Below are 19,627 nucleotides of genomic sequence, written 5' to 3' on the forward strand. Positions count from 1 at the left end.
ATATGCACCTGGCGACGCGTTGCCCCTTCTGCGAAACTGTCTTCCTTCTGCAACCGGCGCAGCTTGCGCAGCGCCGCGGCCTCGTGCGGTGCGGGCATTGCCAGGAAGTCTTCGACGCGTCGAGCAGTCTGTTCGACGTCTCCGAAGGCGGCGATTTTTCCACGGCCAAACCGGTTGCCGCCGCGGCGGCAATCGAAGCGCTGTCGGGTGTGCGGCAACCCAACCCGGACTTCAGCGGGGTCGCGTGGGACCCATGGGCGCCGGCTTCGGAACAAGACTCCACCAGCATTTCCCGCAGCACGCTCGATGCCCGTTTGCGCGACCACGTGAGCAGCGTGCCGCTCGCGCCGCTGCCGCCTGGCGGCAACGAGCACGCACCCGTCACATCGGCCACTCCTCGCCAGGCGACCGAACCGGAATTGCGCGCCGGCGCTTTCACGGCACCGCTACCCACGGACGATGAGCCGACGCTGGCCGACGCGCCGCTCGAACCCTTCGCCTATCCCGCCGACAACGCGGTCGATGAACCGCCTGTCGTCCCGCCCACCGCGCCTGCTGCCCCACCGCGAGTCGAAGACGAAGCGCCGCGCGTCTGGCACAAGATCGAACGCCCGGAGCCGTCCACGCTCGATGAACCGGCGCTGCGCGAACCAGCAAGTCTGCATGGCATGCCCGACAACGAGCCGCACTTCGGCCCGGTCGGTGGGGGCGTGGCCGGCTTCGGCGCCGCCGCAGGCATGGGTGCCGCAGGTGCCGCAGGTGCCTCGGGCGCCGGCGGTCCCGGCGGCCCGCGCCCGCCGGGCGGTCCGTCGGCCGCCCCATCGAGCGGCGAGCCGTTCTCGGTCAATCCTCCCGTCGGCGATGGCGACGATCCGTTCCCGGTCGTGCGCGAAACCCGCCCGGTGGACGCCGGACGCGTCGGCTGGATCGTCGCCGGTGTGGTGCTCGCCGCGCTGCTCGTCATTGCGCTGCTCGCGCAACTCGCGTGGTGGCAACGCGAGACCGTGATGGTCAACCTGCCGCGCTCGCAGATCCTGTACGCGCAGGCCTGCGCGCATCTCGGCTGTCAGCTGACGCCGCCGCACGACCTCGAAGGCCTGCTGGTCGAGCCCTCCGATCTGCGGCAGATCGACGGCCCGCACAAGCTCGAGTTGAAGATGCCGCTGCACAACCGCCTGAACATCGCGCTCGCCTACCCCGCGATCGAACTCACGCTGCTCGACGAACAGAACAACGTCGCCGTGCGGCGCGTGCTGTGGCCGCAGGATTACGTGCCGCCCGGCACCGTGATCGCGTCCGGCCTGCCCGCGCACGCGACGCAGACGATGATCGTGCACCTCGACACCGGCAGCGCGATTGCCTCCAATTTTCGCGTACAGATTTTTTATCCGTAACGCACCCTCGCGCGCCCGCTCCCGAGCGGGCGCATCATTGTCATCACTGACGCCCTTTTCGGAGCACAACACATGAGTCAAGTCACGCTGGGTGGCAACCCGATCGAAGTAAGCGGCACGTTCCCGTCGGTCGGCCAGCAAGCCGCCGCATTCTCGCTGATCGGCCGAGACCTGAAGCCGCTGACGCTTGCCGACTTCGCCGGCAAGCGCAAGGTGCTCAACATCGTCCCGAGTCTCGACACGCCGACCTGCGCGACGTCGACGCGCAAGTTCAACGAAGCCGCCGCGAAGCTCAGCAACACGGCCGTCATCGTCGTGTCGGGCGACCTGCCGTTCGCGGCGTCGCGCTTCTGCACGACCGAGGGCATCGAGAACGTGGTGACCGCGTCGACATTCCGCGGCCATGAGTTCGCGCAAGCGTACGGCGTCGACGTGACGAGCGGTCCGCTGACCGGCCTGACCGCGCGCGCGGTCGTCGTGCTCGACGAAAACGACAAGGTCGTGCACGCCGAGCTGGTCGGCGAGATCAAGAACGAGCCGAACTACGACGCAGCGCTCGCCGCGCTGAAGTAAGCCCTCTCTCTCTCGCGCGAACCACGGCGCCGCGCCTCGCGCGCGGCGCTGTCGGCGCGGCGCGTCTCTTCCCTCCGCTTTCATACAGGAACGCTCGCCTTGGCTACGCTCATCTGCGGCTCGCTCGCGTACGACAACATCATGACCTTCGAAGGCCGCTTTCGGGAGCACATCCTGCCGGAGCAGGTCCACATCCTGAACGTAAGCTTTCTCGTGCCGACCATGCGTCGCGAGTTCGGCGGCTGCGCGGGCAACATCGCCTATGCGCTGAATCTGCTCGGCGGCGACGCACGCATCATGGGCGCGATCGGCGCCGTCGACGCACGGCTCTATCTGGACCGGCTCGCGCAGCTCGGCCTGTCGACGGAAAACGTGCTCGTCGTGCCCGACACCTACTCGGCGCAGGCGATGATCACGACCGACCTCGAGAACAACCAGATCACCGCTTTCCATCCGGGCGCGATGATGCAGTCGCATCAGAACCGCGCCGACGAAGTGGCGGGCCTGACGCTCGGCATCGTCGCGCCGGACGGCTATGACGGCATGGTCCAGCACTCCGAACAGCTTGCCGCCGCAGGCGTGCCGTTCATCTTCGATCCGGGCCAGGGCTTGCCGCTGTTCGACGGCGAGACGCTGCGGCGCATCATTGAACTTGCTACTTATGTAGCGGTCAACGATTACGAAGCCGCGCTGGTGAGCAACAAGACCGGCTGGTCGATCGAACAGATCGCCGGCAAGGTCGACGCGCTGATCATCACGCTCGGCGAGAAGGGTGCGCAGATCCATCACGGCGGCGGTATCGAAGAGATTCCGGCGGTCACGGCCAGGCAGGTGCTCGATCCCACCGGCTGCGGCGACGCGTTTCGCGGTGGCTTGCTCTACGGTATCGAGAAGGGTCTCGGGTGGGCCACGACCGGCCGTCTCGCCAGCCTGATGGGCGCACTGAAGATCGAGCATCAAGGCCCGCAAAACTACGCGCCCAGCCGGGCGGAAATCAACGAGCGGTTCAAGCAGGCCTTCGGATACGACCTGCACTGATATCGCGTGCTATGGGAGTTTGGGAATGAGAACATCGAGTCGCCTGATCGTCGTCACCTTGATCGCCGGTTCGCTGGCCATGTCGGGGTGTGCGGTCAACAGCAGCTCTCCCGACGTTTTCACCGCCTCGCAGGCGCAGCGTGAACAGACGGTTCGCATGGCCACGGTGGAGAGCGTGCGCGCGGTGCGGATCAGCACGAACGACGGTCAGCCGATCGGCATCGGCGCACTCGGTGGCGCGGCGCTCGGCGCGCTCGCCGGCAGCACGATCGGCGGCGGACGTGGCTCGGTCGCGACGGGTATCGTCGGCGGCATCGGCGGTGCGGTCGCCGGCAATGCAATCGAGAACCGCGTCGCCATGCGCGACGGTATCGAAATCACCGTGCGCCTCGACAACGGCGACATGCGCGCCGTCACCCAAACTGCTACCGGCGAAATCTTCCGCGCCGGCGATCGCGTGAGGCTGCTGTCGAGCGGCGGCGTCACGCGCATCACACACTAAGCGCACCTCTCGCGCGGCGGCGCGTAGTTCAGCGCCGCGACGACGACTTCACACGCATGGGTCCTCACGGATCCATGCGTGTTTTTTCTTTTCGGGACGACGGGCAAAAAAAACCCGCCACCGACACACCGGTAACGGGTCATTGACCGGGTGGCGCCCGCAAGAAATCGAGCACGACCCGGTCATCCGGCACATCGTACGATGTGTCGACTTACCGCTACTGCTTACGGACGGCTGCCCGTCGGGAACGGCCATGCCGCTGCCGGGTTCAGCGCGGTCTTCACCGTCGCCGCCGGTGCGCTCGAGACAGCAGGCGCAGCGGGAGCAGGCGCGGCCTTCTTGGCGACAGCCTTCTTCGCAGGGGCAGCCTTCTTCGCAGGCGCAGCGGCCTTCTTCGCGGCAGCCTTCTTGGCAGGTGCAGCTTTCTTGGCTGCAGCCTTTTTGGCAGGCGCCGCCTTCTTGGCAGCGGCCTTCTTCGCCGCGACCTTCTTCGCCGGTGCTGCCTTCTTCGCTGCGGCCTTCTTCGCCGGTGCTGCCTTCTTCGCTGCGACCTTCTTCGCTGCGACCTTCTTCACCGCGGCTTTCTTCGCCGGTGCTGCCTTCTTCGCCGCGACCTTCTTGGCTGCAACCTTCTTCGCCGCGACCTTCTTCACTGCGGCTTTCTTCGCCGGTGCTGCCTTCTTCGCCGCGACCTTCTTCGCCGCGACCTTCTTCGCTGCGACCTTCTTCACTGCGACCTTCTTCACTGCGACCTTCTTCGCGGCGACCTTCTTGGCCGGAGCTGCCTTCTTAGCCGGAGTAGCCTTCTTTGCTGCGGTCTTCTTTGCTGCGGGCTTCTTGGCCGCGGCCTTCTTTGCAGTTGCCATCATTTTCTCCTTCAGGTTTTCAGATGAGGTCAGTTCAAACTACACCCTTCGTCAAAACCCGCTTCCCGCAGCGCGCTTCTCAGGGCGCGCGCTACGAAGCGGGCTATTCATCGGCGTACGCAGGTGCGGCGCGCTTACGCTAATGAATGCGGTAAGGCGCGCCGTGCCCGAAGGCACGGCGCGCCAAATCTGGTCGGCGTCGCAAGGCGACGCCGGCAATTGCTTGATCGGGCCGCCGGCAACGACGCCAGCGGCTTTTTCCGGGGGGAAGTTTGCCCATCCCACTGAAGGGTCCGCAAAGTGCCTGTCATGTTTGTGGGCCGTCAAGGCACCGGGCACGCTTTGCATCAGGCCGTTCTGCTCCTAACCCGGGGCGCCGCGGCCACAGGCGGCGGCATCCCCATCAATGAATACATCCGCGATACGAATCCCGGCTTACTCCCAGGAAAGCGCACCGCCAGTCTGATATTCGATCACTCGCGTCTCGAAGAAATTGCGTTCCTTCTTCAGATCGATCATCTCGCTCATCCACGGGAACGGGTTTTCCTCGTTCGGGTACAGCGGATCGAGACCGATCTGCTGGCAACGGCGGTTGCAGATGAAGCGCAGATAGCTCTTGAACATCGACGCGTTGAGGCCGAGCACGCCGCGCGGCATCGTATCTTCGGCGTAGCGGTATTCGAGCTCGACCGCCTGCTGGAAGATCGCGCGAATTTCGGCGCGGAACTCAGCTGTCCACAGGTGCGGGTTTTCCAGTTTGATCTGGTTGATCAGATCGATGCCGAAGTTGCAGTGCATCGACTCGTCACGCAGGATGTACTGGTACTGCTCCGCCGCGCCGGTCATCTTGTTCTGGCGGCCGAGCGCCAGGATTTGCGTAAAGCCGACGTAGAAGAACAGGCCTTCCATCACACAGGCGAACACGATCAGCGAGCGCAGCAGCGTCTGGTCTGCTTCGAGCGTACCGGTCTTGAAGGCCGGGTCGGTCAGCACGTGGATGTACGGAATCAGGAATTCGTCTTTCGCGCGGATCGATGGAACCTCGTGATACGCGTTGAAGATTTCGCCCTCGTCCAGACCGAGCGACTCGACGATGTACTGGTAAGCGTGTGTGTGGATCGCCTCTTCGAACGCCTGGCGCAGCAGGAACTGGCGGCATTCGGGCGCCGTGATGTGGCGGTAGGTGCCCAGCACGATGTTGTTGGCGGCGAGGGAATCTGCCGTCACGAAGAAACCGAGGTTGCGCTTGACGACGCGGCGCTCGTCTTCGGTCAGCCCGTTCGGGTCTTTCCACAGGGCGATGTCGCGCGACATGTTCACTTCCTGCGGCATCCAGTGGTTGGCGCAACCCGCCAGATACTTTTCCCAAGCCCACTTGTACTTGAACGGCACCAACTGATTGACGTCAGTCTGGCCGTTGATGATGCGCTTGTCGGCGACATTGACGCGCGCTTCGGAAGCGGCCGCCGCGTCGGCAACCGCGTTGCCAATATGAGCGACGGGAGCGACAGCGACGTCGTTCGCGAAGACTTCTTGAGCGGAGGGAGCATGCGGAGCGGAACGCGTTCCGATTTGCGAATCAACAGCCGACCCCGCAGCGTTGCGCAACACGTTCGGTTGCGTCGCGCTCGAGGGAGTTACGGCAGTGATCTCGTCATCCCAGTTGAGCATAAATGTCACCATCAATTTAGAACGGTTTGTACCATCTTTTCACGAGCGATAAAAGAGTTCACTCGCGAAAATTCCTGTTTTCGATTCGCGTTGCTACGTTCATACAACACTTTGTTCAACATGCTGCGTGTGACCCATCCAGTGACGCATCGAGTGACGCGTGATGAACGCGTGTTGAACATGTGTTGCCGAGGTCCTTCGCGAACTCGAAGAGCAACGTTTCGACACGACGTTTCGTTGCTCTATCTATATGTATTGCGCAGTGCGTTCACGGCATCCGCCGACTGATCGATGGACTGATCGATGGATTGATCGATGCCGCACGAGCCGCGCATCGCGAGAGTCGGCGGTGAGCCGTGTCGAGCGTGTTGCGTCAGCGTTGGCGGTCGAGGTGCAATGCCATGTCGTGCGATCGTCTGGTGTTGGCAACGGCTGGGTTGCTTCACTGCATCGACGAGTGGTGAGACTTCGATACTGCTCACCGCTCGTCGACCTGCTTCTACTTCATCGACGGGGCGCGTCGCTCACCGCCTGCGGATCACCACCTACGACCCTCGCGTGCAGTTAGCAAGCATCGCTCCCGCTGCTTGCCAATCTTTACTGGCAAGCCTCGCACTCGTCGAAGCCAGGATCGCCCGGACGCATCATGCAGACCGGACCATCCGCTTCGGGTGCCGCGTCGAGCGCGACCGCGGCAGTCGCCGCGACCGCCGCAGCAGCCTGGAAGCCGCCGCCCACACCACCCGCCGCGCCGCCGCCCACGCCGAAGCCGCCTGCCGCGCCGCCCGCGCCACCCGAGCCGTCATGACCCGAGCTCACCGCGTTCAGCGCGCCGTGCGCGACCGTCGACTTCTCGACGTGCGTCGCCGCCATCGTGCGCAGGTAGTAGGTGGTCTTCAGTCCGCGCAGCCATGCGAGCTTGTAGATCTCGTCGAGCTTCTTGCCCGATGCGCCCGCCATGTAGATGTTCAGCGACTGCGCCTGGTCGATCCACTTCTGACGACGCGAAGCCGACTCGACGAGCCACACCGGATCGACTTCGAACGCGGTCGCGTAGATCGCACGCAGGTCGGCCGGGATGCGGTCGATGCGCGACAGCGTGCCGTCGAAGTACTTCAGGTCGGCGACCATCACTTCGTCCCACAGGCCGCGCGCCTTCAGGTCGCGCACCAGGTAGTCGTTGACCACCGTGAACTCGCCCGACAGGTTCGACTTCACGTACAAGTTCTGATAGGTCGGCTCGATGCACGCCGACACGCCGATGATGTTCGAGATCGTCGCGGTCGGCGCGATCGCCACGCAGTTCGAGTTGCGCATGCCGTAGGTCGAGATACGCGAGCGCAGCGCGGGCCAGTCCATCGACTCGCTCGAATCGACCTCGACATAACCGCCGCGCGCTTCGGCGAGCAGCGCCACCGAATCCTGCGGGAGGATGCCGCGATCCCACAGCGAACCGCGGTAGCTCGAGTAGCGGCCGCGCTCTTCGGCGAGCTCGCTCGACGCGTAGTACGCGTAGTAGCAAACCGCTTCCATCGAGCGATCGGCGAACTCGACTGCTTCCTGCGACGCGTACGGCGTGCGCAGCACGTGCAGGCAGTCCTGGAAGCCCATGATGCCGAGGCCGACCGGACGGTGCTTCAGGTTCGAGTTGCGCGCCTTGGCGACCGCGTAGTAGTTGATGTCGATCACGTTGTCGAGCATGCGCATCGCGACGCTGATCGTGCGCTTCAGCTTGTCGTGGTCGAGCGCGAGCGTGCCGTCGGCCTGCTCCTTCAGGTGCGCGACGAGGTTCACCGAGCCGAGGTTACAGACGGCGATTTCGGCGTCGCTCGTGTTCAGCGTGATTTCCGTGCACAGGTTCGACGAGTGGACGACGCCGACGTGCTGCTGCGGCGAGCGCACGTTGCACGGATCCTTGAACGTGATCCACGGATGGCCGGTTTCGAACAGCATGCCCAGCATCTTGCGCCACAGTTGCGCCGCCGGGATCTTCTTGAACAGCTTGATCTCGCCGCGCGCGACCTTGTCTTCGTAAGCCGCGTAAGCCGTTTCGAACTCGGCGCCGAACTTGTCGTGCAGGTCCGGGCAGGTGGACGGCGAGAACAGCGTCCAGTCGCCGCCTTCCATCACGCGCTTCATGAACAGGTCGGGAATCCAGTTCGCGGTGTTCATGTCGTGCGTGCGACGACGGTCGTCGCCGGTGTTCTTGCGCAGCTCGAGGAATTCCTCGATGTCGAGGTGCCACGATTCGAGGTACGCGCACACCGCGCCCTTGCGCTTGCCGCCCTGGTTCACGGCGACCGCCGTGTCGTTGACGACCTTCAGGAACGGCACCACGCCCTGCGACTTGCCGTTGGTGCCCTTGATGTGCGAGCCGAGCGCGCGCACACGCGTCCAGTCGTTGCCGAGGCCACCGGCGAACTTCGACAGCAGGGCGTTTTCCTTCAGCGCTTCGTAGATGCCGTCGAGGTCGTCGTCGACCGTGGTCAGGTAGCAAGACGACAACTGCGAGCGGCGCGTGCCGGAGTTGAACAGCGTCGGCGTCGAACTCATGAAGTCGAAGCTCGACAGCACGTTGTAGAACTCGATCGCGCGCGCTTCGCGGTCGATCTCGTTCAGCGACAGACCCATCGCGACACGCATAAAGAATGCCTGGGGCATTTCGATACGCACGTTGTCGTGATGCAGGAAGTAGCGGTCGTACAGCGTCTGCAGACCGAGGTAGCCGAACTGCAGGTCGCGGTTCGCGTCGAGCGCGGCCCCGAGGCGCTTCAGGTCGAACTGCAGCAGCTTGTCGTCGAGCAGCTCGGCTTGCACGCCGCGCTTGATGAACTGCGGGAAGTACTCGGCGTAGCGCTCGCCCATCTCGGCTTGCGTGACTTCGTCTTCGAGAATCTCGCGGCGGATCGTATGCAGCAGGATGCGCGCGGTGACCTGGCTGTAGGCCGGGTCCTTTTCGATCATCGTACGGGCAGCGAGGATCGCCGAGTCGTACACCTGGCTCATCGGCACGCCGTCGTACAGGTTCTTCACCGTTTCCGCGACGATCGGCTCGGCGCTTACGGCGTCGCCGAGGTTCGCGCACGCGGACTCGATGATGCCGCGCAGCGCAGCCATGTCCAGCGGACGCGTGATGCCGTTGTCGGTCACGTTCAGGCCCGGGGTGCTGGCGCCTTCCGCTGCCTGACCTTCATGAGCGTCATGCGCGCGCGCCTGGTTGCGCTTCTCGCGATACAGCACGTAAGCACGCGCGACGTTGTGTTCGCCGCCGCGCATCAGCGCGAGCTCGACCTGATCCTGAATGTCTTCGATATGGAACGTACCGCCATTCGGACGGCTGCGCACCAGCGCGCGCACCACGTTCTGCGTGAGTTGCTCGACCAGTTCGCGCACCCGTGCCGACGCCGCGCCCTGGCCACCGTTGACGGCGAGGAACGCCTTCGTCACGGCGATCGCGATTTTCGACGGCTCGAACGACACCACACTGCCGTTGCGGCGGATCACCTTGTAGTCGGCGTAATTCGCTTGCGGCGCGAGCGCCTGCGCGCCTTGGGTCTGGCCGAAGGCCTGGCCAGTCGGTGAGCCCTCGTAACGGGTCGTCACGTTGTCGGTGGTTTGCATGTGCAAAGCTCCTGGTCTTGGAAATATTGCGGCGAGTGCCGCGGATTAAATCGAACGCCGCGCCGCCGCGTGCGCGTGCGATGAGGTGCAGGAAGGCCGGCTACGCCGGTTGGCGGGATGCAACTGCGAGGAAGCCTGGTTCGATTTGATGACGGTCTTCATCGGGTCGGTCGCGATCACTGGCTGGTCCTTTCCTGAATGCTTCTGGATGCGGCCGGAGATCCCCTACCGGCTGCGCCCCAGGAATTTTTTTCGCTGTCCGGAATGCTTGCGGTGCCAGGCTCGGGGAGCGGGACGCCGCAGACTTATCCACTCTTATTCACTCGGTTATGCACATGGTTATTCACAGCACAACACAAGATATAGTGCGAAACTCAGTTGTCGGCACCAAGTATAGTGGAGTTTCGAGACAGGTCAAAAGGTTTTATTTGCGCTCGCAGTCTTGACTTTTGCTTCACGCGGCGCGCACAAGCTCCCCGGAGAAGCAGGCTGCGCCTCGTTCTCCGTGGATCACGCAAGATCGTGCGAAGGGGGTTACCGCGTTTCGGAAAACTTGAGATAGGGGAAATACCGACCGTCGAGCAACGTGTCGCGCTGCAGTCGCGGCCACTCGAAATACGGACCGGGATCGGTCTTGCGACCGGGTGCGATGTCGGAGTGGCCGGCAAGCGCGTCGATCGGATAGCGTGCCGTCAGTGCTCTGACGAGCGCGGCGAGCGTGCGGTATTGCGCCGCTTCGAAGGCGGTGGTGTCGCTGCCTTCGAGCTCGATGCCGATCGAGAAATCATTGCAGCGCTCGCGGCCGAAAAAATTCGACGGCCCCGCGTGCCACGCGCGCTCGTTGCACGACACGAACTGCTCGAGTGCGCCATTGCGATGAATCACGAAATGCGCGGACACGCGCACGCCGCGCAGATGCGTGTCGTAGTACGGGTGAGTGTTGCAGTCGAGCGCGTTCTGGAACAGCTCGGCAATCGCGGTGCCGCCGAACTGGTTCGGCGGCAGGCTGATGTTGTGAACGACGATCAGCGTCGGCAGCGCGCCTTGCGGCCGCGCTTCGAAGTTTGGCGAGGCAAGCTTGCGTGCGGCAGGAACCCAACCGTCGGCATCGACGGTGTACGCGCCGCTCATCGGGCCTCGCGGCCGCTCGGACGCGCGCCGTGGCGCTGCGCGTGCGCGGCGCAGCAGAACGCCTGCCCCGCGACGCTGACCGAGTCGCTCTTCGGTGCGTGCACGCCGCACTCGACGCAGCGGATCATCGGCTCGGCAAGCTGCGGCTGTTGCCCATTCGAAGAACGCGCGCCGCCATTCGCGGTGCCGGCAGCGTTGGCGCCGCCGGCACCGGTGCGTTGCGCGGATTGCGCGTCGTGGCGGCGCAGCGCCTTCACGAGCCATTGACCGACAATGAACAGCAGAATCAGCAAAAAGATTTGTCGCATGGGACACTCACACCACGGGCCGGTGCAACAGCACCTCGAAAACAAAACGGCTGCCGACGTACGCGAGCAACAGCGCGACGAACGAGGCCAGCACCCAGCGCAATGCCGCACGGCCGCGCCAGCCGGACACCTTGCGCGCGGTCAGCAGCGCGCCGAACATCACCCACGAAAGAATCGCGAACACGGTCTTGTGATCGAGCCGCAACGCGCGGTCGATCAGCTGCTCGCTGAACAGGATGCCCGACAGCAGCGTCAGCGTGAGCAGCACGAAGCCGGCGCTGATCAGACGGAACAGCAGCTTCTCGAGCGTGAGCAGCGGCGGCAGCGCGTCGAGCCAACTCGACCACCAGCCATTGTCCGCCGCCGCGTGCCTTTGCGCGAGACCACCGCGCATCGAATGCAGACGCCGCTCGACCGCCAGCATCAGCACCGCGTGCAACGCCGCGATCGCGAACAGACCGTACGCGATATTCGCAATCAGGAAGTGCAGCTTGAACATCGGCGCGGCCGCATACGGCAACACGCGCACGCCGCCGAACGCGAGCGGCAGCAGCGACGCGACGCACGCGAGTGGCAACACCAGCAGGCGCAGTCCGTCGAGCGGGAAAAAGAAACTCTCGATCCAGTAGATGCCGGCGCCGAGCCAGAACATCGCCGACAGCGCGAACGCGAAGCCGAACACCATCGCGTTCTGCGGGAAGATCGTGGTATGCAGCAGCACGCCGTGAGCGAGCAGCGCGACGAACAGCAGCGCGCGCCCGGGCGCGCTCATGCCGGAGGCCACCAGAGCGCCCGCGTTGGCGGCATGACCGGGCAGCGGCGGCACGCTCTCGAGCAGCGGACGCACGGCCGCGTGCCGGTGCGAGCGCCAGCCGGCCACGGCAAGACCGCCATAGAGAAGCGCGGTGAGGGCATACAGTACAATATCCATATTCGAAGTTTACACTAGGGCCCTACTCCGCGACGTCTTGCGCTTCGCGCGCTGCGCGGGCCCCACCGTTCATCGCTCCCCATGCTCGACAATCTGACTCAACGGATGGCGCGCGTCGTCAAGACGCTGCGCGGCGAAGCCCGGCTCACCGAGGCGAACACCCAGGAAATGCTGCGCGAGGTGCGTCTCGCACTGCTCGAGGCCGACGTGGCGCTGCCCGTCGTGCGCGAGTTCATCGCGAAGGTCAAGGAGAAGGCGCTCGGCGAGGAAGTGATCTCCAGCCTGTCGCCGGGTCAGGCGCTCGTCGGCGTCGTGCAGCGCGAACTGACCGCGGTGATCGGCGGTGATTACGAAGGCAAGGCCTCCGAGCTCAATCTCGCCGTCGCGCCGCCCGCGATCATCCTGATGGCGGGTCTGCAGGGCGCCGGCAAAACGACCACGGTCGGCAAGCTCGCCAAGCTGCTGCGCGAGAAGTACAAGAAGAAGGTGCTGACCGTTTCGTGCGACGTCTATCGTCCCGCCGCCATCGCGCAGCTGAAAACGGTGACCGAGCAGGTCGGCGCGGACTTCTTCCCGTCGGAGCCGAACCAGAAGCCGGTCGACATTGCCCGCGCCGCGCTCGACTGGGCCAAGCGCCACTATCACGACGTGCTGCTCGTCGACACGGCCGGCCGTCTCGGTATCGACGAGGCGATGATGAACGAAATCACCGCGCTGCACGCCGAGCTGAAGCCGGCGGAAACGCTGTTCGTCGTCGACGCGATGCTCGGCCAGGACGCGGTCAACTCCGCGAAGGCGTTCAGCGACGCGCTGCCGCTCACCGGCGTCGTGCTCACCAAGCTAGACGGTGATTCGCGCGGTGGCGCGGCGCTTTCGGTGCGTCACGTGACGGGCAAGCCGGTCAAGTTCGTGGGCGTCGCCGAAAAACTCGACGGCCTCGAAGTGTTCCACCCGGACCGCATGGCGAGCCGGATTCTCGGCATGGGCGACATTCTCGCGCTGGTGGAGGAAGCGCAGCGCGGCGTCGACGTGCAGGCCGCGCAGAAGCTCGCCGACAAGGTCAAGAAAGGCGGCGACTTCGACCTCAACGATTTCCGCGCGCAACTCACGCAGATGAAGGGCATGGGCGGCCTGTCGTCGCTGATGGACAAGCTGCCCGCGCAGTTTCAGCAAGCCGCGGCCGGCGCCGACATGAGTCAGGCCGAGAAGCAGATGCGCCGCATGGAAGGCATCATCAACTCGATGACGCCGGCCGAGCGCGCCAAGCCCGAACTGATCAAGGCAACCCGCAAGCGCCGCATCGCCGCGGGTGCGGGCGTGCAGGTGCAGGAAGTCAACCGCATGCTGAACCAGTACGAACAGATGCGCACGATGATGAAGAAGCTCAAGGGCGGCAACCTGCAGAAGATGATGCGCGGCATGAAGGGCATGATGCCCGGCATGCGCTAAGCTTGATGGGACCGGCGCGCGCTCGCGCCGAGTGCGGCGCGGCTGACTTCGGCATCGTGCGGGTTTATTCTGTAGCGCATTGCGCCGTCCCTCGCGGGAACGTCCCTCGGGACGTTGCCACTCACACTATGTATACAGTTACCGTCCGTCAGACGTCATGAACCGCGAAGAAGCCCTCCATATTTTTCAACACTCCGAAGAGATAGTTTCGGCCTCGGACGTCACTGCGTCGATCGCCCGCATGGCGGCTGCCATCCGCGACGAGATGAGCGAGGACTTCCCGCTCGTGCTGTCGGTGATGGGCGGCGCCGCGGTATTCACCGGCATGCTGCTGCCGCACCTCGATTTCCCGCTCGAGTTCGACTACATCCACCTGACGCGCTACCGCAATACGACGAAGGGCAGCAACGAGATGCAATGGCGCGTCGCGCCGGCCGAATCGGTCAAGGATCGCGTGGTGCTCGTGCTCGACGACATCCTCGACGAAGGCGAGACGATGGCCGCAATCCGCGACCGCATCCTCGCGATGGGCGCGAAGCGCTTCCTGTCCGCGGTGCTGTGCGAGAAGATCATTCCGAAGGCGAAACCGCTGCGCCCCGATTACTGCGGCTTCGAAGTGCCGGACCGGTACGTGTTCGGCTGCGGGATGGATGCGAAGGGCTACTGGCGCAACCTGCCGACCATTCGGGCGTTGACCGAGGGAGCGTGAGCGGGGCATCCGCCCTACCGGCGAAAAAAAAGCAGCCTGCCTGGCTGCTTTTTTATGGCTGCGACGGTGGCAATGCGCGCACCGGCTCGCGTTTCACAGCTTGTGCACGAAAGAGCGGATTCCACCGAGCATCATCTCGACTGAAATCGCGACGAGCACGAGCCCCATCAGCCGCTCGAACGCCGCCATCACACGTTCACCGAGCCACGCCTGAATGCGCTCGGCGAGCATCAGCACGATCGCACAGATGATCATCGTGACGGTCAGCGCGCCGACCCACTCGAACGTTTTGCCCGGCGCCTGCGAGGTCAGCAGCATGACCGTCGCCAACGCCGACGGACCCGCTAGCGCAGGAATCGCGAGCGGCACGATCAGCGGCTCGCCGCCGCGCGCGTCGCCGCCGAACGGACCGTCCGGATGCGGAAACACCATGCGCAGCGCAATCAGAAACAGCACGATGCCGCCGCCGATCCGCAACGACTGGTCGCTGAGGCTCATCATGCGCAGAAAGCTCTGCCCGAGCATCATGAACACCAGCAGGATCGCAAACGCGATCGCGACCTCGCGCAGGATCACGACCGTGCGACGCTCCGGCGACACACCGCGCAGACAGCTGACGAAGATCGGGATGTTGCCGAGCGGATCGGTGATCAGGATCAGCAGCACCGTCGCGGACAGGAAGGTGTACTCCACCGCCCGCTCCGCTTAGTTCGCCAGCGCCGCGCGCACTTTGCCGATCACGGTCTGCGCGGCGTCCGCGACCGGCAACAGCGTCGCTTCGGCCTCGCGACGGCCCTGATACTCGATCTTGCCGTCCTTCAGACCACGGTCGCCGATCACCAGTCGATGCGGCACGCCGATCAGTTCCCAGTCGGCGAACATCACGCCCGGCCGCTCGCCGCGATCGTCGAGGATCACGTCGATACCGGCCGCGACGAGTTCCGCGTACAGCTTGTCGGCCTGCTCACGCACCGCGTCGCTGCGGTCATAGCCCATCGGGCACAGCACGACTTCGAACGGCGCAATCGACTCCGGCCAGATGATGCCCTTGTCGTCGAAATTCTGTTCGATCGCGGCGCCGAGAATCCGCGTGACGCCGATGCCGTAGCAGCCCATTTCCATCGGCCGAGGCTTTCCGGTTTCGTCGAGACAGGCCGCGTTCATCGCTTCGGAATACTTGGTGCCGAGCTGGAACACGTGGCCCACTTCGATGCCGCGGCAGATGTCGAGCACGCCCCTGCCGTCCGGCGACGGATCGCCCTTCTTCACATTGCGGATGTCGGCGACGACCGGCTCCGGCAGGTCGCGGCCCCAGTTCACGCCGGTGGTGTGATAGTCGACGTCGTTCGAGCCGACCACGAAGTCGCTCATGTTCGCGACCGTGCGGTCCGCGATCACCTTGACCGGCTTCTTCGTGTTGATCGGACCGAGATAGCCCGGCGGTGTGCCGAACGTCTCGACGATCTCGGCTTCGGTCGCCATGCGGAAATTACCGAGGCCCGGGAGCTTGGCCACCTTGATCTCGTTCAGATCATGGTCGCCACGCAGCATCAGCAGCCAGATTGTCGGCTCGGCGCCTTCGTTCTCGGTGGCGAGCACGACCGACTTGATCGTGCGTTCGAGCGCAATGTTCAGCAGTTCGGCAACCGCCTCGCACTTCGCCTTGCCGGGCGTCGCGGTCTTCTTCATCTCTTCTGCCGGCGCCGCGCGCTCTGCGATCAGCGGTAGCGCTTCGGCCGCCTCGACGTTCGCGGCGAAATCGGAGGTCGGGCAATAAGCGATGTCGTCTTCGCCGGTGTCGGCGATCACATGGAACTCATGCGAGCCGCTGCCGCCGATCGAGCCGTTGTCGGCCGCCACCGCGCGGAAGTCCAGACCGAGGCGCGTGAAGATGCGCACGTACGCGTCGTACATCTTGCGATACGACTCGCGCAGACCCTGCGCGTCCTTGTCGAACGAGTACGCGTCTTTCATGATGAACTCGCGGCCGCGCATCACACCGAAACGCGGACGGATCTCGTCGCGGAACTTCGTCTGGATCTGATAGAAGTTGACCGGCAGTTGGCGATAGCTCTTGATCTGGTTGCGCGCGATGTCGGTGACCACTTCCTCGTGCGTCGGGCCCATCACGAAATCGGCCTGCTTGCGGTCTTTGAAGCGCAGCAGCTCGGGACCGTACTTCTCCCAGCGCCCCGATTCCTGCCACAGTTCGGCCGGCTGCACGGCCGGCATCAACAGCTCGATGGCGCCCGCCCGGTTCATTTCCTCACGCACGATCGCTTCCACCTTGCGGATCGAACGCAGGCCGACCGGCAGGTAGTTATAGATACCGCCCGCGACGCGACGGATCATGCCCGCGCGCACCATGAGCTTGTGGCTGATGATTTCGGCGTCGGCGGGCGCTTCTTTGAGAGTGCCGATAAAGAAACGGGAAGCTTTCATTCAAGGTGTCCAAAAGCGGCGGCTTCCGGTAGGACCGCCAGAAAAGGGGAAAATGAGGGAAATCGACACAGATCCGCGGCGAAGCCGGCAGGGTTCGCCCGACTGGCGGCGCCCTGCCCCCGTGCGGCACCGAAACCGCCGCGCAAAGCCTCTCTCACAAGGGATAGGCACGGAAAACCGACAGGCTACCGCAAACCCGGGCCTGTTGCGGCGAATCGCTCCATTCTTATGCGATTCGGTGCGTAGGGTCGGTTATCTGTTTATAATCAAAGCAATTTTAAAGGATTCGAAGGTGGTTGTATGCTGGATCGTGAAGGCTTTCGCCCGAACGTCGGCATCATCCTCTTGAACGCGCACAACGAGGTGTTTTGGGGCAAACGGCTCCGTGAACATTCCTGGCAGTTTCCGCAAGGGGGCATCAAATATGGCGAGACCCCCGTGCAAGCGATGTATCGGGAGTTACACGAAGAGACCGGGCTGCTTCCTGAGCACGTCAAGGTGATCGGTCGCACGCGCGACTGGTTGCGTTATGAGGTGCCTGACAAGTTCATCAAGCGCGAAGTACGCGGTCATTACCGCGGCCAGAAACAAATCTGGTTTTTGCTCCGGATGGTAGGACGCGACTGCGACATCTGTTTGCGCGCCACCGACCACCCTGAGTTCGATGCGTGGCGTTGGAACGAATATTGGGTGCCGCTCGACTGTGTGATCGAGTTCAAGCGGGATGTGTATCAGTTGGCGCTAACGGAGCTGTCCCGTTTCATGCGCCGGCCTGCGCCGCGTGCGGAAAAACCTGGCGGGCATCATGGGTCGCGTTATCCCCGGATAGCGTCGTCGATGCAAAGCCCGCCGGATTCCACGGTAAGCACGGTGGTCGCCACCGTCACGACCGTAACTTCGGTCAGCGTCGAATCTTCGACGCACGTGCTGGTCGCGCCGGATTGCGGTCCCGGCTCACCGGATGCCAACATGAGATCGGAGGATGAGCGCGAAACGGCCGAAGTCGACGAGGCCGTCGCCCCGTTAGTCCGACGAGGCGTGCGCGATTAACCATTCCAGGCGGCGGCTCGCGCCGCCTCTCTCTGGCGCGGCTTTCGAGCCGCGTCTGTCTCTCGAGGGAATCAGATTGAAAGCACTTGCATTCGCCGTGGCGTGCGTCGCCACCGGCGCCCTGCTGGCAGGCTGTTCGAGCGCCGGCAAACCGACCAACAAAGACGACAGCGAGTTCACCTATCTGCTGGATCGCAAGAGCAACTGGGTTGAAAACAAGGTCGACACGTTGCCGCCGCTGCCCTCCGACGCGAACCTGCTGCCGTTCGAAGTCTCCGGCAATACGCCGCTGCAATTTGCGATCGACCCGAAGTCCGTCAGCGTCGGCAACGACGGCGTCGTGCGTTACACGGTGGTCGTCACGAGCCCGGGCGGTGCGCGCAACGTCAATTACGAGGGCATCCGTTGCGACACGTATGAATGGCGTCAGTATGCGGGCCTGAACGCCGATCACGACGGCTGGGACACGACGGTCGCAAACCCGTTTTCGCGGATAGAAAACGGCGCGCTGAATGCGTACCAGGCCGCGTTGTATCAGGACTATATGTGTGCAAACAAGATTCCGACCGGCAGCGCGCAGCACATCGTCGAGAACATTCGTTACAAGCGCACGCAGACGTCGCAGATTCATTGACGCCGTTGCGCGGCGCGCGCCCGGCTCAGGCGCCGTTGCTTATCCGTGACGATTAAAAAGCCGTTCCAGCCTGCGCTGGAACGGCTTTATTGTTGGCTCTTCATACGCGCGATATGCGCGCCGCCTCGCAGATCAAAGCACCACGAGATTGTCGCGATGAATCAGTTCGGGCTCGAGCATATAGCCGAGCACTGACTCAATTTCGCCGCTCGGACGCCGCTGGATCAGTTTGGTTTCCGCGCTGCTGTAGTTCGTCAAACCACGTGCGACCTCGCGGCCTGACGCGCTCAGACACGCGATCACCTCGCCGCGCGCGAAAGCACCCTGCACACCGACGATGCCGATCGGCAGCAAGCTCTTGCCGCCGGCGGTCAGTTTTTCGACCGCGCCGTCATCGATCACGACGTGGCCGCGCACCTGCAGGTGATCGGCCATCCATTGCTTGCGCGCCGCCATGCGCGCGGTGCGCGCGATCAGTTGGGTGCCGATCGCCTCGCCGGCCGCCAGTCTCACCAGCACGTCCGGCTCGCGCCCACTCGCGATCACCGTATTGGCGCCGCTATGGGCCGCACGCTTCGCAGCGAGAATCTTGGTCAGCATGCCGCCGCGGCCGAGGCTCGAGCCCGCACCGCCCGCCATCGCCTCGAGCTCGGGCGCGCCGGCGTCGGCTTGCTGGACGAGTGTCGCGCTCGGGTCCTTGCGCGGATCTGCGGTGAAGAGGCCTTGCTGGTCCGTCAGAATGATCAGCGCGTCGCCCTCGATCAGATTGGCAACCAGCGCGCCGAGCGTGTCGTTGTCGCCGAACTTGATTTCGTCGGTGACGACCGTGTCGTTCTCGTTGATGATCGGTACAACTCCGAGCCCCAGCAGCGTGAGCAGCGTGGAGCGAGCGTTCAGATAGCGCTCGCGGTCAGCAAGGTCAGCGTGAGTAAGCAGGATCTGCGCAGTCTGGATGGAATGTTCGGCGAAGCGGCTTTCGTACACTTGCGCGAGACCCATCTGACCGACCGCCGCGGCCGCCTGCAGTTCATCGATTTCACGCGGTCGCTTCGTCCAGCCGAGCCGCTGCATGCCCTCGGCGATCGCGCCCGAGCTGACCAGCACCACTTCCTTGCCTTGCGCGCGCAGTGCGGCAATTTGCGCGGCCCAGCGGCCGATCGCCGCATGATCGAGGCCGCGCCCGTCGTTCGTGACGAGACTCGAACCGACTTTGACGACCAATCGCCGTGAATCTGCGATGACGGAACGCATTGTGCGCTGTCTCCCAAGGTGACGCGTGATGCATACCGGCACCCGCCGCTGGCGCCG

General features: G+C 64.1%; 17 protein-coding genes and 1 pseudogene. 8 read left to right on the forward strand and 10 right to left on the reverse strand.

Going from position 1 to position 19,627, the window contains the following annotated elements:
• Positions 1–2 precede the first annotated feature (2 nt).
• The 4 genes from HDG37_RS21150 to HDG37_RS21165 all read left to right on the forward strand — a co-directional run bounded on the left by HDG37_RS21150 (position 3) and on the right by HDG37_RS21165 (position 3,507).
• On the forward strand, positions 3–1,394 hold the full coding sequence (locus HDG37_RS21150; protein ID WP_184050995.1) for a zinc-ribbon and DUF3426 domain-containing protein: 1,392 nt from the start codon (positions 3–5) through the stop codon (positions 1,392–1,394).
• A gap of 72 nt (positions 1,395–1,466) precedes the next feature.
• A complete protein-coding gene (gene tpx, locus HDG37_RS21155; RefSeq protein WP_090801909.1) occupies positions 1,467–1,967 on the forward strand; it encodes a thiol peroxidase in 501 nt (166 codons plus the stop codon).
• 99 nt (positions 1,968–2,066) lie between these two features.
• Positions 2,067–3,005 (forward strand): carbohydrate kinase family protein, encoded by a 939-nt coding sequence (locus HDG37_RS21160; RefSeq protein ID WP_184050998.1) that lies wholly within the window; start codon positions 2,067–2,069, stop codon positions 3,003–3,005.
• Between the two features lie 25 nt (positions 3,006–3,030).
• Positions 3,031–3,507 (forward strand): glycine zipper 2TM domain-containing protein, encoded by a 477-nt coding sequence (locus tag HDG37_RS21165; protein WP_184022888.1) that lies wholly within the window; start codon positions 3,031–3,033, stop codon positions 3,505–3,507.
• 224 nt (positions 3,508–3,731) lie between these two features.
• On the opposite strand, the gene HDG37_RS21170 is transcribed toward HDG37_RS21165, so the two are convergent.
• The 7 genes and pseudogenes from HDG37_RS21170 to HDG37_RS21195 all read right to left on the reverse strand — a co-directional run bounded on the left by HDG37_RS21170 (position 3,732) and on the right by HDG37_RS21195 (position 12,035).
• On the reverse strand, positions 3,732–4,373 hold the full coding sequence (locus HDG37_RS21170; RefSeq protein WP_184051088.1) for a histone H1-like DNA-binding protein: 642 nt from the start codon (positions 4,371–4,373) through the stop codon (positions 3,732–3,734).
• A 29-nt stretch (positions 4,374–4,402) separates the two neighbouring features.
• Positions 4,403–4,721: pseudogene (locus HDG37_RS39425) on the reverse strand (hypothetical protein).
• Positions 4,722–4,808: 87 nt separating this feature from the next.
• Positions 4,809–6,044: a ribonucleotide-diphosphate reductase subunit beta gene (locus HDG37_RS21175; protein ID WP_184051000.1), complete on the reverse strand. Its 1,236-nt coding sequence runs from the start codon at positions 6,042–6,044 to the stop codon at positions 4,809–4,811.
• A 597-nt stretch (positions 6,045–6,641) separates the two neighbouring features.
• Positions 6,642–9,665: a ribonucleoside-diphosphate reductase subunit alpha gene (locus tag HDG37_RS21180; RefSeq protein WP_184051002.1), complete on the reverse strand. Its 3,024-nt coding sequence runs from the start codon at positions 9,663–9,665 to the stop codon at positions 6,642–6,644.
• Positions 9,666–10,199: 534 nt separating this feature from the next.
• Positions 10,200–10,796: a 1,6-anhydro-N-acetylmuramyl-L-alanine amidase AmpD gene (ampD, locus tag HDG37_RS21185; protein ID WP_184051004.1), complete on the reverse strand. Its 597-nt coding sequence runs from the start codon at positions 10,794–10,796 to the stop codon at positions 10,200–10,202.
• Positions 10,793–11,104, reverse strand: coding sequence for a PP0621 family protein (locus tag HDG37_RS21190; protein ID WP_184051006.1), 312 nt, complete (start codon positions 11,102–11,104; stop codon positions 10,793–10,795). Before HDG37_RS21190 ends, ampD begins: the two co-directional genes overlap by 4 nt.
• A 7-nt stretch (positions 11,105–11,111) precedes the next feature.
• Entirely contained in the window at positions 11,112–12,035 is a 924-nt protein-coding gene (locus HDG37_RS21195; RefSeq protein ID WP_184051008.1) for an inner membrane protein YpjD, read from the reverse strand.
• A gap of 81 nt (positions 12,036–12,116) precedes the next feature.
• Here HDG37_RS21195 and ffh point away from each other — a divergent pair, with 81 nt between their 5' ends.
• Together ffh and HDG37_RS21205 are read left to right on the forward strand one after the other, a co-directional pair.
• On the forward strand, positions 12,117–13,484 hold the full coding sequence (ffh, locus tag HDG37_RS21200) for a signal recognition particle protein (protein ID WP_184051010.1): 1,368 nt from the start codon (positions 12,117–12,119) through the stop codon (positions 13,482–13,484).
• A gap of 157 nt (positions 13,485–13,641) precedes the next feature.
• Positions 13,642–14,193, forward strand: a complete 552-nt coding sequence (locus HDG37_RS21205; protein WP_008923084.1) for a hypoxanthine-guanine phosphoribosyltransferase — start codon at positions 13,642–13,644, stop codon at positions 14,191–14,193.
• Positions 14,194–14,286: 93 nt separating this feature from the next.
• Here the strand turns inward: HDG37_RS21205 and HDG37_RS21210 are convergent, their stop codons facing one another.
• Both HDG37_RS21210 and HDG37_RS21215 read right to left on the reverse strand, forming a co-directional pair.
• Positions 14,287–14,886 carry a MarC family protein gene (locus tag HDG37_RS21210; protein ID WP_018421862.1) on the reverse strand — a complete coding sequence of 200 codons (600 nt, stop codon included), beginning with the start codon at positions 14,884–14,886 and terminating at the stop codon, positions 14,287–14,289.
• Positions 14,887–14,898: 12 nt separating this feature from the next.
• Complete coding sequence (locus tag HDG37_RS21215; RefSeq protein ID WP_184051012.1) at positions 14,899–16,635, reverse strand: proline--tRNA ligase; 1,737 nt, start codon at positions 16,633–16,635, stop codon at positions 14,899–14,901.
• Between the two features lie 300 nt (positions 16,636–16,935).
• Here HDG37_RS21215 and HDG37_RS21220 point away from each other — a divergent pair, with 300 nt between their 5' ends.
• Both HDG37_RS21220 and HDG37_RS21225 read left to right on the forward strand, forming a co-directional pair.
• Entirely contained in the window at positions 16,936–17,685 is a 750-nt protein-coding gene (locus tag HDG37_RS21220; RefSeq protein WP_184051013.1) for an RNA pyrophosphohydrolase, read from the forward strand.
• Positions 17,686–17,761: 76 nt separating this feature from the next.
• On the forward strand, positions 17,762–18,319 hold the full coding sequence (locus HDG37_RS21225; RefSeq protein WP_184022883.1) for a CNP1-like family protein: 558 nt from the start codon (positions 17,762–17,764) through the stop codon (positions 18,317–18,319).
• Between the two features lie 132 nt (positions 18,320–18,451).
• Here HDG37_RS21225 and proB read toward each other — a convergent pair whose 3' ends face one another.
• Complete coding sequence (gene proB, locus HDG37_RS21230; protein ID WP_184051015.1) at positions 18,452–19,570, reverse strand: glutamate 5-kinase; 1,119 nt, start codon at positions 19,568–19,570, stop codon at positions 18,452–18,454.
• Positions 19,571–19,627: the final 57 nt, after the last annotated feature.

Origin of the sequence: Paraburkholderia sp. MM5384-R2, assembly GCF_014201025.1 — a bacterium.
GTDB lineage: Bacteria > Pseudomonadota > Gammaproteobacteria > Burkholderiales > Burkholderiaceae > Paraburkholderia > Paraburkholderia tuberum.

What these genes read in the sequence shown, in the direction of transcription:
- HDG37_RS21150 (WP_184050995.1), top strand. Translation starts at nt 3, where the DNA reads ATGCACCTGGCGACGCGTTGCCCCTTCTGCGAAACTGTCTTCCTTCTG.
- tpx (WP_090801909.1), top strand. Translation starts at nt 1,467, where the DNA reads ATGAGTCAAGTCACGCTGGGTGGCAACCCGATCGAAGTAAGCGGCACG.
- HDG37_RS21165 (WP_184022888.1), top strand. Translation starts at nt 3,031, where the DNA reads ATGAGAACATCGAGTCGCCTGATCGTCGTCACCTTGATCGCCGGTTCG.
- HDG37_RS21170 (WP_184051088.1), bottom strand. Translation starts at nt 4,373, where the DNA reads ATGGCAACTGCAAAGAAGGCCGCGGCCAAGAAGCCCGCAGCAAAGAAG.
- HDG37_RS21175 (WP_184051000.1), bottom strand. Translation starts at nt 6,044, where the DNA reads ATGCTCAACTGGGATGACGAGATCACTGCCGTAACTCCCTCGAGCGCG.
- HDG37_RS21180 (WP_184051002.1), bottom strand. Translation starts at nt 9,665, where the DNA reads ATGCAAACCACCGACAACGTGACGACCCGTTACGAGGGCTCACCGACT.
- ampD (WP_184051004.1), bottom strand. Translation starts at nt 10,796, where the DNA reads ATGAGCGGCGCGTACACCGTCGATGCCGACGGTTGGGTTCCTGCCGCA.
- HDG37_RS21190 (WP_184051006.1), bottom strand. Translation starts at nt 11,104, where the DNA reads ATGCGACAAATCTTTTTGCTGATTCTGCTGTTCATTGTCGGTCAATGG.
- HDG37_RS21195 (WP_184051008.1), bottom strand. Translation starts at nt 12,035, where the DNA reads ATGGATATTGTACTGTATGCCCTCACCGCGCTTCTCTATGGCGGTCTT.
- ffh (WP_184051010.1), top strand. Translation starts at nt 12,117, where the DNA reads ATGCTCGACAATCTGACTCAACGGATGGCGCGCGTCGTCAAGACGCTG.
- HDG37_RS21205 (WP_008923084.1), top strand. Translation starts at nt 13,642, where the DNA reads ATGAACCGCGAAGAAGCCCTCCATATTTTTCAACACTCCGAAGAGATA.
- HDG37_RS21215 (WP_184051012.1), bottom strand. Translation starts at nt 16,635, where the DNA reads ATGAAAGCTTCCCGTTTCTTTATCGGCACTCTCAAAGAAGCGCCCGCC.
- HDG37_RS21220 (WP_184051013.1), top strand. Translation starts at nt 16,936, where the DNA reads ATGCTGGATCGTGAAGGCTTTCGCCCGAACGTCGGCATCATCCTCTTG.
- proB (WP_184051015.1), bottom strand. Translation starts at nt 19,570, where the DNA reads ATGCGTTCCGTCATCGCAGATTCACGGCGATTGGTCGTCAAAGTCGGT.